General features: G+C 60.3%; 13 protein-coding genes. 3 read left to right on the top strand and 10 right to left on the bottom strand.

From position 1 onward, the window contains the following. Positions 1–21 precede the first annotated feature (21 nt). A complete protein-coding gene (locus CSING_RS05030) occupies positions 22–1,122 on the bottom strand; it encodes a DNA recombination protein RmuC (RefSeq protein ID WP_371440956.1) in 1,101 nt (366 codons plus the stop codon). A 6-nt stretch (positions 1,123–1,128) separates the two neighbouring features. Then, positions 1,129–2,610, bottom strand: a complete 1,482-nt coding sequence (locus tag CSING_RS05035; RefSeq protein ID WP_042530255.1) for an AI-2E family transporter — start codon at positions 2,608–2,610, stop codon at positions 1,129–1,131. Between the two features lie 47 nt (positions 2,611–2,657). On the opposite strand from CSING_RS05035, the gene ychF reads away from it, so the two are divergent. Both ychF and CSING_RS05045 read left to right on the top strand, forming a co-directional pair. Beyond that, positions 2,658–3,743, top strand: coding sequence for a redox-regulated ATPase YchF (ychF, locus tag CSING_RS05040; RefSeq protein ID WP_042530257.1), 1,086 nt, complete (start codon positions 2,658–2,660; stop codon positions 3,741–3,743). 27 nt (positions 3,744–3,770) lie between these two features. After that, the gene (locus CSING_RS05045; RefSeq protein WP_042530260.1) at positions 3,771–4,961 is read left to right on the top strand and encodes an amidohydrolase; all 1,191 of its coding nucleotides are present in this window, start codon (positions 3,771–3,773) and stop codon (positions 4,959–4,961) included. On the opposite strand, the gene CSING_RS05050 is transcribed toward CSING_RS05045, so the two are convergent. The 6 genes from CSING_RS05050 to CSING_RS05075 are packed head-to-tail and all read right to left on the bottom strand — an operon-like array spanning position 4,958 to position 9,945. Beyond that, a complete protein-coding gene (locus CSING_RS05050; RefSeq protein ID WP_158407797.1) occupies positions 4,958–5,758 on the bottom strand; it encodes a MurR/RpiR family transcriptional regulator in 801 nt (266 codons plus the stop codon). The genes CSING_RS05045 and CSING_RS05050 overlap by 4 nt on opposite strands. Before the next feature lie 59 nt (positions 5,759–5,817). After that, entirely contained in the window at positions 5,818–6,636 is an 819-nt protein-coding gene (phnE, locus tag CSING_RS05055; RefSeq protein ID WP_042530264.1) for a phosphonate ABC transporter, permease protein PhnE, read from the bottom strand. Next, entirely contained in the window at positions 6,633–7,427 is a 795-nt protein-coding gene (gene phnE, locus CSING_RS05060; RefSeq protein WP_042530266.1) for a phosphonate ABC transporter, permease protein PhnE, read from the bottom strand. The genes phnE (CSING_RS05055) and phnE (CSING_RS05060) overlap by 4 nt, the downstream gene beginning before the upstream one ends. Then, positions 7,424–8,224 carry a phosphonate ABC transporter ATP-binding protein gene (gene phnC, locus CSING_RS05065; RefSeq protein ID WP_042530268.1) on the bottom strand — a complete coding sequence of 267 codons (801 nt, stop codon included), beginning with the start codon at positions 8,222–8,224 and terminating at the stop codon, positions 7,424–7,426. The genes phnE (CSING_RS05060) and phnC overlap by 4 nt, the downstream gene beginning before the upstream one ends. A gap of 45 nt (positions 8,225–8,269) precedes the next feature. Further along, positions 8,270–9,262 carry a phosphate/phosphite/phosphonate ABC transporter substrate-binding protein gene (locus CSING_RS05070; protein ID WP_042530270.1) on the bottom strand — a complete coding sequence of 331 codons (993 nt, stop codon included), beginning with the start codon at positions 9,260–9,262 and terminating at the stop codon, positions 8,270–8,272. Between the two features lie 26 nt (positions 9,263–9,288). Next, a complete protein-coding gene (locus CSING_RS05075; protein WP_052471388.1) occupies positions 9,289–9,945 on the bottom strand; it encodes an HAD family hydrolase in 657 nt (218 codons plus the stop codon). 128 nt (positions 9,946–10,073) lie between these two features. Here CSING_RS05075 and CSING_RS05080 point away from each other — a divergent pair, with 128 nt between their 5' ends. After that, positions 10,074–10,982 carry a cation diffusion facilitator family transporter gene (locus CSING_RS05080; RefSeq protein ID WP_042530272.1) on the top strand — a complete coding sequence of 303 codons (909 nt, stop codon included), beginning with the start codon at positions 10,074–10,076 and terminating at the stop codon, positions 10,980–10,982. Between the two features lie 9 nt (positions 10,983–10,991). Here the strand turns inward: CSING_RS05080 and CSING_RS05085 are convergent, their stop codons facing one another. Together CSING_RS05085 and CSING_RS05090 are read right to left on the bottom strand one after the other, a co-directional pair. Continuing rightward, the gene (locus tag CSING_RS05085; RefSeq protein ID WP_042530274.1) at positions 10,992–11,948 is read right to left on the bottom strand and encodes a DNA glycosylase AlkZ-like family protein; all 957 of its coding nucleotides are present in this window, start codon (positions 11,946–11,948) and stop codon (positions 10,992–10,994) included. A 10-nt stretch (positions 11,949–11,958) separates the two neighbouring features. Continuing rightward, positions 11,959–13,506 carry a succinic semialdehyde dehydrogenase gene (locus CSING_RS05090; protein WP_042533182.1) on the bottom strand — a complete coding sequence of 516 codons (1,548 nt, stop codon included), beginning with the start codon at positions 13,504–13,506 and terminating at the stop codon, positions 11,959–11,961. Positions 13,507–13,560 lie beyond the last annotated feature (54 nt).

Consider the following 13,560-nt stretch of genomic DNA (forward strand, 5'->3'; position numbering starts at 1 on the left):
CCGGGATTTTCGGGTGAAACGTTAGTCATTATGGGCGCGCCGCGGCCACGACTCCACGCTGCGCGGTTCGACTGGTGTGCGATCCACGCGGGCAGGAATATCCAATTCCGTAAGCCGACGGGCGGTCACCCCAACCCGTGAATCCAAGCTGGCCAGGCTCGCGTTATAGGCCTCCACGGCTCGCTCGAGTCCTCGCCCCACCTTGTCATAATGCTCGTTGAGAGTATTAAGGCGCGTATACAGCTCGCGGCCTAAACGCTGGACTTCGCGGGCCTTATCGGATATCTCCTCGTGCTGCCAGCTCACCGCTACGGTGCGCAGTAGGGCGAAGAGCGTGCTCGGCGTGGCGATGACAATGTTGCGCTCAAAGGCAAATTCGAGCAGTTCAGCATCGACCGTCAGTGCAGCGTCGACGAACGTGTCGGCGGGGACGAAGAGGATGACAAACTGCGGAGTTGGGGAGAAAGCCTCAATGTAGTCCTTGCCGGAGAGTGCCTGGACATGGGAGCGCATGAGATGCGCGTGGCGCCGAAGGAAGCCCGCCCGATCCTCGGGGTCCTCACTCTCCATGGCGTCGAGGTAGGCGCTGAGCGGGACCTTGGCATCGACGACAATGCTGCGGCCACCGGCCAGGCGAATGACAAGATCTGGGCGCACGGCAGCGCCGTTGATGTAGGCAGTGACCTGGGAATCAAAGTCGACATGTTTGCGCATGCCGCCGAGCTCCACAACGCGTTCAAGTTGCACCTCACCCCAGCGCCCCCGAACATTCGGTGAGCGCAGCGCGCCAACAAGTTTGTCCGTGCGATCAGACAGCCGGGTGGAGGTCCGTGTTACTGCCTGGACCTGGCTGCTCAGTGCGGCCAGTGAGGTAGCACGGTCCTCCTCAATTTCTTGGAGCTGTAGTCCCAGCCTGTCCATTGCCTTCTCCAGCGGCGCAAGCTCTGCTTGCCGGCGCTGGGATTCCTGGAGAGCTCGGTGTTCTTCTGAGGGTTGGGAGGACTGCGCGGAATAGGCGCGGGCCAGCCACCCCAAGGCAGCGCCGATGATGAGTCCGAGGAAAAGCAGCAGCACGGGAAGAGTAGACGTCATGCCTGACATCATGGCATGCGCCGTGGACATCTCGGCTTAGTCTTTATCCTTCGACTGCAACATTTGTTCGAGAGCTCCGATTGCGCGCTTGATGCCGGCGCGGGCGCCGTTTTCACGCTCAGTGAAGTCGGCATCGACGTCGACCTTGCGGTCTAAGGCGCTTGTGCCATCGGTGGCAACATCCTCAGCCGCGCCTTCGGGAGCAACGTGATCCGGGATGGACAACCATTGCTCGCGTTTCCGGTCACCCTGCTCTTGTGTATAGCGCCCGATGAGGAAGCCTGCCACGGTGGAAAACTGCAGATCCTCCGCGGTCCGTTCGCCGGATTGGAGCATCATCATGTCCTGGAAGTAGCGGTAGCCCACCGCAATGGTGGCTGCTGCCGGCACGGCAAGGAAGCCGCCCACGAGGCCGAAAAGCGCGGATCCCACCGTCACCGAGATCAGAACGATGACTGGGTGAAGGTTCATTGCCTTGGACTGAAGCCAAGGGGAGAGCACGTTGCCCTCCAACTGCTGGACCAAGAGGACAAGTCCCAAGACGAGCAGAGCCTTCGTGAAGCCCAGAGAAACCAGCGCGATCGTGACGGACAGTGCGCCAGCCACGATGGCGCCCACAAACGGGATAAAACCGGCGATGAAAGTGATGATGGCGAGCGCCATGGCCAACGGCACACCGATGAGGGCGAGGCCGAGGCCGATGAAGACGGCATCGACAGCTGAGACCACTGCCTGTGCCCGCACGAATCCACCCAATGTTGTCCATATGCGGGTGAGCAACTCGGTGAGGTGCCAGCCGGTGCGGCGGCCAGTGGCGGCGCGCAACCAGGGAAGGAAATTATGGCCGTCTTTGAGGAAGAAGAAGGTGAGCACCACGATGATGAACAAAGTCACCACAATGGACGTGGCCGTACCAATACCTGTGAAGACGGAGCCTGCGATGGATCCGGCTTGGCGTTGGAGCCACAAAGCGATTTCGTCGATATACGTGCCAATCTCATCCGGGTCGAGATTCAACGGTGGGCCCTGGGCCCACAACTGGAGGCGCTGAATACCTTCGGCCGTCTGGAGATAGAGCGTCTGGGATTGCCGCGCAAAGTCCGGTGCGATGAACATGAACAGTGAGCCCACTGCGGTAAAGGACACCAAAATCGTGATTGCTGCGGCGAGTGCTGACGGGAGTCCATTACGGCGCATGGCACTGGCCACGGGGGCCAGCACGGTGCAGATAATCAACGCGATGAGGACTGGAAGAATGCCGCGCCAAAAATTGCCCAACATGCGGAAGGTGGCATAAAGGAAGAGTCCGATGATGGTGAGGCGCAATGCCCACAATGACGCAGACTTAATGACTTCGCCGACCACCACCGAGCGATCCACCTGATTGCCCGGCGGGTGCGGGGAAACATCATCCAGGGACGCAGCATCGACTGAGTCGTCAAAGCGCCCGCCAAGCGCGGCCTCTGCGGCGGCGAGCTCGGGCGAGGAGGACTGAGGGCTAGGCTGATCGGAACTCACCCTACCATCTTGCCTTAAAAGATCCGGGGTGCGTTAGGATTGGCCCCGTGAGTCTTACACTAGGAATCGTCGGCCTGCCCAACGTGGGCAAGTCCACGTTGTTTAATGCCCTGACCCGTTCCGATATTCTGGCAGCGAACTACCCGTTCGCCACCATCGAACCGAATGTCGGCCTCGTTGAGCTTCCGGATTCCCGCCTGGACCGCTTGGCTGAGATCTTTAGCTCCGAGCGCATCCTCCCGGCCACCGTGTCCTTCGTGGACATCGCCGGCATTGTCGAAGGCGCCTCCAAGGGTGAGGGCATGGGTAACGCCTTCCTTGCCAACATCCGCGAGGCAGATGCCATCTGCCAGGTGGTGCGTGCCTTCGCTGATGACAACGTTATTCACGTTGACGGCGAGGTTAACCCGGCGCATGATATCTCGGTGATCAACACCGAGCTCATCCTCGCTGATCTCCAGACCATTGAGAAGGCCTTGCCGCGTCTGGAGAAGGAGGCCAAGAAGAACAAGGAGCTGACGGACACCGTTGAGGAGACCAAGAAGGCTCAGGCCATCCTCGAGGATGACCGCACGCTCTTCGCTGCATCCAAGAGCAATGAGATTGATCTCGCCCTGCTGCGCGAGCTTCACCTCATGACCGCTAAGCCCTTCCTGTATGTCTTCAACTCTGATGAGTCCGTGCTGACTGATGACGCCAAGAAGGATGAGCTACGTCAGCTCGTTGCCCCAGCCGAGTGCGTCTTCCTCGATGCTCAGACCGAGACGGAGCTTCTTGAGCTTGACGAGGCTGAGGCGCTCGAGTTGCTGGAGTCGGTGGGGCAGGAGGAGCCGGGCTTGGCGACGTTAGCCAAGGCCGGTTTCGCCACCCTCGGCCTGCAGACTTACCTGACTGCAGGGCCTAAGGAAGCCCGCGCGTGGACGATCAAGCAGGGCTCTGCTGCGCCCCAGGCTGCTGGCGTCATCCACACAGACTTTGAGAAGAAATTTATCAAGGCTGAAATCGTTTCCTTCGATGATCTCGATGCCGCTGGCTCGATGGCTGAGGCTCGCAATGCGGGCAAGGTCCGCCAAGAAGGCAAGGAATACATCATGCAGGACGGAGACGTCTGCGACTTCAAGATCGGCGGATAGTCCCGCCACTCCGCGTAGGATGTGGGCATGAGTATCGCCCACATCCTTGACCGCGCCGCGGAAGCCACGACGTGGCAGGAAGCCCTGTACAAAGATTTGCATCAGCACCCGGAGCTCAGCATGCAAGAGGAGCGTACTCGCGGGGTTATCGCGGATAAGCTCCGTGAGTTTCGCGGGGTGGAGGTGCTGGAATTCGGCGGGGGAGTCGTCGGCATTCTCCGCAACGGTGAAGGAGCGACCGTCTTGGAGCGCGCCGATTTTGACGGTCTTCCCATTAAAGAGGACACTGACCTAAGCTATGCCGCTACGGGCGACGCTATGCATGCCTGCGGCCACGACACCCATGTGACCGCCTTGTTGGGTGCCACGGAGGCGCTGGCGAAAGCTAGAGACGCGTGGTCCGGTACCTTCATCGCGCTGTTTCAGCCTGGTGAGGAGACCGCCGAGGGCGCACAGTCCATGGTTGATGCGGGACTCACCGATAAGGTTCCGACCCCTGATGTGGCCTTTGGCCAGCACGTCTTCATTGATAAGAACGCCCCCGCCGGCAGCGTGCTTATCGCGCCCGGCCCAGTGCTGTCTACGGCGACGTCTCTCACTGTGACGGTCTATGGGCACGGGTCGCATGGCTCCATGCCGCACCTGAGTATTGATCCGGTGGTGCTGGCTAGCTCCATCGTGCTGCGGCTACAAACCGTTGTCTCTCGCGAGGTCGATCCGCACCAGTTCGCCGTACTGACCGTGGGCGCGCTGCAGGCAGGTTCGAAGGCTAATATCATCCCGGATTCGGCCACTCTGCGCATCAACATTCGTGCTTATGACGAGAACGTTCGAGCACAGATCGTGGACGCTATCCACCGCATTGTCGAGGCCGAGTGCCAAGCAGCGATGTCCCCGCGCGAGCCGCAGTTTGTACAGAGTGATAATTACCCCCTCACCGTCAACGATAAAGAAGCGACCGAAAAAGTGCGCGCGCAGCTTATCGACGTCCTTGGTGGCGATAGTGTCCTCGACATGGAGCCGTGGACGGCGTCCGAAGATTTCTCTCGCATCCCCGATGCCTTCGGAGCTCCCTATTGTTTCTGGGGCTTCGGCGGGCGAACTGATGGCGCATCAATTCCCAACCACAACCCGCGATTTGCGCCGGAGCTGCAGCCGACGCTGATCACCGCGACCCTGGCGCTCATCGCCGCGGCCTACGCGTACTTGGGTAATTAATTCTCCATCGCCGATTGCAGCACAGTGAGCACCGCGCGCCGCGCCGCGGAATCATCGAGGTGGGAATCCACCAGCGTGACGAGTGCCTCTAAAACCAGCAGGAAGGCCACGCGGGAGGCATCCGCGAGTTCAGCGCGGAACGTTCCATCGGGGGAGGGAATGACCAGCGTGTAGGTGGCAAGATCCGCCAAGGGCGAAGAGGTAAACGACGTCAATGCGATGATGGCCGCGCCCGACGCGTGGGCCGCGGTCGCAGCTTTGAGCGTGAGCGTGGTCGAGCCGGATCCAGAGACCACGAGGCATACGCACTCGGAATCCAGTTGCGTTGCTGCGATGTGCTGGCCCGTGGCCTCTCCCACGAACTCTGCAGGGCGTCCGATACTGGTCAGGCGCAGCGCCATGGTTTGGGCGAGTGGAGCCGATAGTCCGTTGCCCACGATGAGGACGCGCTTCGCTCCCACAAGTGATTCAACCGTTGCTGTCAGTTCTTTCTCATTGAGTAGCGTGGTGAGTCCGTGTAGATAATTGCTGAAGCTGGCAATCTCGGCGGACATGCGGCCGACGTAGGTCGAATCGACACCGGGAAGCTGCCGTGGGCGTTGCGCAATCTCCTGCGTGAGAGCTACGCGCAACTGCTGGTAGCCGTCGTAGCCCAGCGCCTGCGCCGTACGGATGACTGAGGTGCGGGAGGTACCGACTTTAGCCGCGAGCTGATCCGCGGTGGCGTGGAGGACAAAGTCCATGTCCTCCAAGATGGCCTGAGCCACGCGCTGCTCGATGGGCTGCAAGCTTGGCATGCGTGTAGTGATGTGTGCAGAAGGTGGGGCAGTATCAGTCATAGGGGCTGGGGATGTGGTTAGGCGTACTTAGCTGCCACGATCCGGCGGCGGATGGCACCGGAGACGGCGTCGATGGACATAGTAATGACGATGACGACGATAAGTAGTACGCCCACAACGTCCCACTGGCGGTATTGCGTATAGCCGGTGAGCATGTCGCCGATACCACCCACTCCGATGAGACCGAGGACGGCGGAAGTACGCACGTTGATCTCAAAGCGATAGAGCGCTAGGGATGCTAACTCAGGCTGGACGATTGGCCACGTTCCCCAACGCACCGTTTCCACGAGAGTGCCGCCCGAAGCCTTCACTGCCTCAGCTGGGCCGGTTGGCGCGGTTTCGATGGCCTCATAGGTCCATTTGGCATGCGTTCCAATTCCGCCAATGGCAAGGGCCAACGCGCCCGTGAAGGGCGTGAGACCGGTAACTGTCAGGATGATAATCGCAATAATGATCTCCGGTACTGCGCGGATGATGGCGAAGAGCGCACGTAAAGGAAGGAATACCCAGCCGGGGGAGACAGTATTGGCGGCGAGCACACCCAAGATAGTTGAGAGCACCACGCCGAGGATGGCGCCGATCCAGGCCATAGCCACGGAGCGCCAGGTTTGGAGGAGGGCTTCACCTAGTTTTGACCAGTCCGGGTTGGAGAACATGAGCACGAGGTAGTGCCAAATGTTGGTGGGCAGATCTTTCAACGCCGAGAGGTTGACATCGATGTACCCAAAGGACAAGGCCAAGATGACAAGAATTCCGGCCCACGCACCCCAGACACCCCAGCTGCGGGAACGTGAAGGCAGTGCGGATGGTGCAGTTGCTGGAAGTGCAGTGCTCATCGCAGCCTCTTTCGCAGGTTGACGGATACGATTTCAAGGGCAATGACTACGACGAGCAGCTCCAGCACGATGGCGGAGAGCGCATCGTAGCGATAGAATCCGCGGACTTCGTCGATGAGCAAGCCGATGCCGCCCGCGCCCACGAGGCCGAGGACCGCGGAGATACGGACGTTGAGTTCAAGAGAGTAGATGACCTGGCTGGCAAAGGCGGGCCAGGTTTGGGGGAGAGCAGTCACGCGATTGATTTGAGTCTGCGTACCACCAGTGGCGCGGCCGGCCTCCATGTAGGAGTCATCAGCGGAGTCAATTGCTTCAGAGACTAGCTTGACCACGATGCCGACATCGAAAAGCACTAGCGTAACGACGCCCGGTAGGGCGCCGACGCCGAGCATGGCGACGAGAATGGTGGCGTAAACGAGATCGGGCACCGCGCGGACAACGTTGACGACGCCGCGTACGAGCGTGCGCCATGGTGTCGAGGGATTCGTGGGGCGTGCCGCCCACAACGACAGCGGAAGGGCAATCACCGCGGATATGGCGGCACCCACCACGGCCATGGCTAGGGTCTCGAGCAGAGGTTGCCACGTGCGCGGAAGGATGGACCAATCGGGGCTGAGCATCAGCGCTAAACGGTCGGCACCGTTGCGCCAATTGCGCGCAATCTGCCCCAAGTCGATCTCGATACCGCCCCAGGCGGGGATGCACGTGGCGATGGTCAGCGCGATGAACGCGGCCAGCCCACCGAGAATGCCGGGCCAATTCCGCTGCCGGGGAGGAAGCACGGCTGTCATACTGTGCTCCCTTGACTTCCCAGCTGGTCTTCCTCTCGGATGCGGCGGCCGTAGATGGTCTCGAAATCCTCCACAGAGGACCCTTGCGCGGGGCCATCGAAGACGATCTTTCCATGGCGAATGCCGATGATGCGGGTCGCGTAGTCTTGGGCTAAGTCCACAAGGTGCAGGTTTACCAAAGTGGTGAGGTCACGCTCGGTATTGATGCGGCGTAGATCCTTCATGACAGAGTGCGCGGTAGGCGGGTCGAGGGACGCTACGGGTTCATCGGCCAACATGATGGCGGGCTTCTGGGAGAGGGCGCGGGCAATGGCCACGCGCTGCTTTTGGCCACCAGACAAAGCGCCGGCCTTGTTCCACGCCTTGTCGAGGATGCCCACGGACTCCAAAGCTTCGGCGATAATCGTTTTGTCCGCCGAAGTTGAGATGCCCAGCAACGTGCGCCAACCTGGGTTGTGGGAGAAACGGCCAACGAGCACGTTAGCGAATACACTTGCGCGATCTGCCAGGTTGAACTCCTGGAAAATCATGCCGATGCGGCCACGGAGTGTGCGCAGTTGGGAACCTTTCGCGGCGGATATTTCGTGCGGACCAACGAAGATCTTTCCCGAGGTCGGCTGCACGAGCCCGTTAATGCTGCGGATGAAGGTGGACTTACCGGAGCCCGAAAGACCGACGATGGCGACGAATTCGCCGGGGGCGATGTCCACGGAGACGTCGTCAAGCGCCAACGTTCCGTTGGGGTAGCGCACTGAGACATTCTCGAACCGAATGCCCCACGCCTTCTCCTCCGTCATGGGGAACCTTTCTAAGTGGGAAATGGGCAGTGGAGGAGTGCGAATCTACTGTGCGAAGCGTTCGTTGACCTTGCGCGCCATGTCGATGGACTCTTTCTTAGCCGGAACCCAGTCGGTGATGTCGAAGATGGCGGACATGGTGTCCGGGTCCACCTCAGAGAAGCCGTCCATAAGGTCGGTGATTTCCTTGCGGCGCTCCTCTGGGACATCATCAGAAATGACGACGCCGCCATTGGGGTACATGTCGGTATAACCGAAGACGACAAGCTTCTCAGCCAAGTCAGGAGCCTCTGATGAGTCAATGGTGGAGCGTGCGTCCCAGAAGCTGAAGCCCACTTCGGCGTCACCGTTGTAGACGGCCATGATGGACGCATCGTTAGAGGTCACAGGGACCTTCTTGAGACTATCAACATCAATGCCTTGGGACTCCATAGCCATGACCGGCAGCTGGTAGCCGGCCGGCGAGGTAGCACCGAGCATGGCGACGGTAGTTTTGGCATCAATCTTCTTCAGTGCCTCGAGTCCCTTCGGGCCCTGTCCCTCATTTTTGTCTGCGGTGGCGGTGCCGTTGCAGTAGAGGTAGTCATCGCCGCTTGCTGCGTAGGTGGCCTTGACTGGCTCATCCTCGCAGTACTTGTCAGGATTGTTGGTGACAAACTGGCCGGCGTAGGAATCTGCACCGAAGCGCTCATCCTGCAGAACAGCGTGGGCGCCGTACATATCCTCAGCGGAGGCCAGCTGTGCTGCAGAGGCGATAGCGATGTCAGCCTGGCCGGAGCCGATGGCTTCGACGGCGGCCTGGTAGTCCTTGGTAACAACACCCTCAACCTCAACGCCGAGCTCCTCAGAGAGGTAATCAGTCAACGGCTTCGCAGTGGTCACCAAATCATTGACCTTTTCGTTCGGGATGAGTGCGAGGGTGAGCTTCTCATCAGCGCCTTTAGCGGAGTCAGAACCGCTATCGGAGTCAGAGGAGCAAGCGGTAAGGGAGAGGGACAGAGTAAGAGCAGTGGCGGCAAGAGCGGTGAAACGGCGCATGATGAGTGTCTTTCTGTGCGTGTGGTTTAAAGAGCAGAGGTCAGTTGGGGAAAGATGTCGGTGACGCGGGTGACGCGCCAGGTCGGGTTAGCCTCACAGGGGACGGCGAAGGGGGAGTCAACGAGCACGGTGCGTCCACCCATGGCGGCCACGGGTGCAAGGTCGTACTCCCAAATATCTCCGAAGGAGATGAGGCGAGTCGGATCCGTGCCGGCAAGATCGGTGTCCAGGATGCGGGTGAGCCCTTGAGGTTTACCCACCCCGGTGTACACGGCGTCGAAGGACTCTTTGAGGCCAAGCGTATGAAGGGCAGCGCGGAGGCCAATCTCTGGAGAGTTCGTCGCCAGAATGGCGCGGCCGGGGTAGGAAGTAAGGAACTCGGCAAGCCCCTCAGGGGCGTTGATGCCGGTGTCGGCGAGGTTCTCCCGCGAGGCCATGTATGCCTCCTGGCAAGTCTCCTCCGGCACGTCGAGTTCGGCGGCGAGAGTGTGGACGAGGTGGTAGCCGTCGCGCGCTGAGCCGACGTCATTGGAGTTCAGCAGCGCTTCAGCGTCATGAGCAATGGACGGGTGCCCGGCCTTCTCAGCAATATGGTGCGCATAGGCCAGCACGGGACCGTGGCCAAGGCTGACGGTCCCGTCAAAATCGAAGAGTAGGACTGGGCGAGGTATGTCTATGGACATAAAGTACAAACTAATGGTGGGTTATGTACTTCGCGACCGCACGCGGTAAACATTCAGTGAACAGTGCGTGCACATCCGGCTTTGGTAGTCTGAGGGATTGTAAAAAATCTCTCCACGAAGGTCGGGATATGTCTCTTCCTAGCGAGCAGTTGGTGCTCGAACGCTTCATGAAGCTCTCTATCGCCACTGCGGTGGCCACCATTGTTCTCAAGGTTATTGCTGCTGCCGTGACGGGATCGGTGGGCTTTCTTTCCGACGCCCTCGAGTCCGGCGTCAACCTTGTTGCCGCTGTCGTGGGATTCGTGGCTATCAAGATTGCAGCCAAACCCGCGGATGCGAACCACCAGTTCGGGCACGGCAAGGCTGAGTATGTCTCGGCGCTGGTGGAGGGTGCAATGATTTTCGTCGCCGCGGCGATGATCATCTACACCGCTATTCGCCGCCTCATGGAGCCGCAGCCGCTGGAGCAGCCTGGGCTAGGTCTTCTCCTATCGCTCGTGGCTTCCTTGCTCAACCTAGGCGTGGGCCTTTTGCTGGTGCGCGCGGGTAAGCAGCACCGTTCGGCTACTTTGCAGGCGGACGGAAAGCACTTGCTTACCGACGTCTGGACGTCCGTCGGCGTCCTCCTCGGCATCGGCGCGGTCAGCCTCACGGATTGGTTGTGGCTCGACCCAGTCATCGCGTTTGCGGTGGGCCTCAATATTTTGTGGACTGGGTACAAGCTGCTCAAGGAATCTCTGAGCTCTTTGCTCTCTGAGTCTTTGCCCAAGGAAGAACATGCGCAGCTCGACACCCTCCTCAACGAACTCGAAGAGCGTCACGACGTGGAGTTTACGTCTCGCCGCACCGTAGCCTCCGGCCGCAACCGGCTGGTCTACCTCACCATGGACGTGCCCGGACAGTGGACGGTACTGCACTCGCACACCATCGCTGACCGCATCGAGGACGCCATCGATGAGCTTTTCCCCGGCGCTGAGGTCTTCATCCACGTTGAACCTGCCGGCACGGTTCATCGCCGCATCCTGCGCATGCCGTAATGCTTGTAGCTAGCGCAGGCTGGCCACGCCGCGTCCGCCTTCCATTACCCACGGCCAACTCAGACCGTTCTTGGTGAGGACATTGACGCGGATCTCATCGGGGACAATCCAGTCCTTGTTGGCGTAGCCCAGCAAGTATTCGTCGAACGCAGGCAGCTCGAGTCGTAGTTCTAGGGCAGTACGGATTTCCTCTGCAGAAACATCTTCCTGCCAAGTGGCCATCCAAAAGTCTTGGCCATCGTGGCGAGTGCGTCGAGCGTCTGCCGACTTCAAAGCTGTGGTGGCTTGAGTCTTGCTGAGCTTTGACCACGCTTGGAGGTCTTCTACCGAGATCGGACCATGACCTGAGATATACCGTTGACCAAGTTCGTGAAGGGGATGCGCTGGCTCGTGTTGGGCAACGGGAAGTGCATCAACGTGAAGAATGGTTTCCTGGTTGCCGTCCTTGGGGCCTTGGACGAGGTCACCTGCTCCGCCGAAGGCACGCAGTAAGTGGGAGCCGCGACCTTCTGTGGGATCCACGCCCGTCTCGGCGAAAAGCTCATAGACCTGCGCGCGGGTTAATGGTGTGGTGGCTGCGCTGTGGAGGGCCTCTGAGCACGCTTCAAACATCTCTTCGCTGAGCCCTAGACTGGGGCGCCGAGACTTCTGGCTTGCGGCGATGCGTGGATAGAGGAGGCAGGACATCCAGCGGACGTCGGCAGCCGGCATGAAGTGCAACGTCCCTCGCTGGGGCCAGCAGCGCACCACGCGGTAGCTTTCTATCTCTTTCAGAACCTTGTCATCGTCACACCCGGCGCGCAGGGAAAGTGCACGAACACCAGCATCGTAGGTCTGCCCCTGTAGAGCAAGGAGATGCTCAGCGACGTCCAGCGCCGAGGTGAGCGATGGCCGCGCGGCCGACGGCGCTAGCCCTTGGGCAATGAGCCGGTGCGCTAGGAGTTCATCACGGGATAGCTCGTGCATGGTTTCTCCTTTAAAGCCGGAAGGTCTTCATCAGCCGCATGCCAGTGGACACGAGCTGGCGAAAACGTTCCGGTGTGATGTGCTCTGAGGGGGCGAGCGGGTGCAGTCGCTGTTCAGCCACGGTGCGCTCGTTGGCCCATAGACGCATGCCGGTAATGCCGTGGCGGTGGTTCAGTCCGGACTCCTTGACGCCACCTCCGGGCGCGGCGATGGAACCATAGGCGGCAGCGAAGCCTTCGTTGATGTTGACCATGCCCGCCTCGAGTTGAGAAGCAACCTTCCAGGCGCGGCGCGAATTGCCGGACCACACGGAGGCGGATAGACCGTAGTTCGTGTCATTGGCGCGCTGAATGGCCTCCGCATCGGAGTGCACCGGGTACACGGCTAGGACAGGTCCAAAGGTCTCCGCGGCATAGAGATCCATCTCAGGGGTAACACCGGTCAGCACGGTGGGTTCATAGAAAAACGGCCCCAGGTCTGGGCGGGCCTTCCCACCGTAGACCACAGTGGCTCCTTTGGATACTGCGTCTTCGACGTGGGCTTCTACCGTATCGAGTTGGCGCTGCGAGGTAAGGGAGCCGATGGTGGCGGCATCGGAGAAGGCCGCGCCGAGTACTTGCTGGTCCAATGCCATTGTGAGTTCTTTGAGAAACCCCTCAACAATGCTCTCGTGAACATACGCGCGCTCGGCAGACATGCACAGCTGGCCAGATGAGGAGAACGCGGTGCGCACGGCGCCTTGGGCGGTGGGTTTCAAGGGGGCGTCGTCAAGCACCAGCATTGGATTCTTGCCGCCCAGCTCCAGCATGGTGGGGATGAGGCGCCCGGCAGCCTGCGCGGCGATGGACTTACCGGCCTGGGTAGAGCCGGTGAAGGAGAGTCCGTCCACGAGCGGGATGAGGGCATCACCCACCTCCGCGCCGTTTCCCGGTACAAGTTGCCAGGCGGCCTCCGGAAGACCTGCTTCAATGGCTAGACGCCTGAGCAGGATGGCCGTCAGCGTGGTCTGGGAGTCCGGCTTGTGCACAACAGCGTTGTCCGCAGAAAGCGCTGCCAAGACATCGCCGACGCCTAACGAGAGCGGATAATTCCAAGGCGAAATAAGCCCCACCACGCCTAGCGGATAATGCTGCGTGCGGGTCTTTGTCAGCACAGGAAGCGCGCCGGGGTGGCGTTGCGTGCCGAAGGCTTTGCGGATATTAACCGCGTAGAAGCGCGCGCAGTTATAGAGATCCATGAGCTCGTCATAGGCATGCGCGCGGGACTTGCCGTTCTCCGCCTGGATAAGGTCGAGGATGAGCTCCTCGTTGTCCTGGACGAGGTCGTGGAGGCGCAGCAAGATCGCCGCGCGATTCCCCTGACCCACGCCGACGCGGGCATATTCAACGGCGCGTTCTACATCGTGGGCGGTGGCAACGGGGAAGCGAAAGAGTTCCTCGCCGGTAAAAGGCGCGTGAGCATGGTGTTCCTCGCCGGTGCCGCATACGTCGTGGGCGGGATCGGTGTCCAGGAAACTCTGCACACGGTGGGGGAGACGGGTCTGAGTAAAGGTTTTCATGACGTCCATTGTCCCAAAAATATTTGGCTCCGCTACACATTTTTTGAGATTTGT

It is taken from the genome of Corynebacterium singulare, from assembly GCF_000833575.1.
GTDB classification, from domain to species: domain Bacteria; phylum Actinomycetota; class Actinomycetes; order Mycobacteriales; family Mycobacteriaceae; genus Corynebacterium; species Corynebacterium singulare.

Coding starts and splice junctions, on each gene's coding strand:
- phnC (WP_042530268.1), bottom strand. CDS start 8,224: ATGACGGAGGAGAAGGCGTGGGGCATTCGGTTCGAGAATGTCTCAGTG.
- CSING_RS05075 (WP_052471388.1), bottom strand. CDS start 9,945: ATGTCCATAGACATACCTCGCCCAGTCCTACTCTTCGATTTTGACGGG.
- CSING_RS05085 (WP_042530274.1), bottom strand. CDS start 11,948: ATGCACGAGCTATCCCGTGATGAACTCCTAGCGCACCGGCTCATTGCC.
- CSING_RS05050 (WP_158407797.1), bottom strand. CDS start 5,758: ATGCCAAGCTTGCAGCCCATCGAGCAGCGCGTGGCTCAGGCCATCTTG.
- CSING_RS05030 (WP_371440956.1), bottom strand. CDS start 1,122: ATGTCCACGGCGCATGCCATGATGTCAGGCATGACGTCTACTCTTCCC.
- CSING_RS05080 (WP_042530272.1), top strand. CDS start 10,074: ATGTCTCTTCCTAGCGAGCAGTTGGTGCTCGAACGCTTCATGAAGCTC.
- CSING_RS05045 (WP_042530260.1), top strand. CDS start 3,771: ATGAGTATCGCCCACATCCTTGACCGCGCCGCGGAAGCCACGACGTGG.
- CSING_RS05070 (WP_042530270.1), bottom strand. CDS start 9,262: ATGCGCCGTTTCACCGCTCTTGCCGCCACTGCTCTTACTCTGTCCCTC.
- phnE (WP_042530266.1), bottom strand. CDS start 7,427: ATGACAGCCGTGCTTCCTCCCCGGCAGCGGAATTGGCCCGGCATTCTC.
- CSING_RS05090 (WP_042533182.1), bottom strand. CDS start 13,506: ATGAAAACCTTTACTCAGACCCGTCTCCCCCACCGTGTGCAGAGTTTC.
- phnE (WP_042530264.1), bottom strand. CDS start 6,636: ATGAGCACTGCACTTCCAGCAACTGCACCATCCGCACTGCCTTCACGT.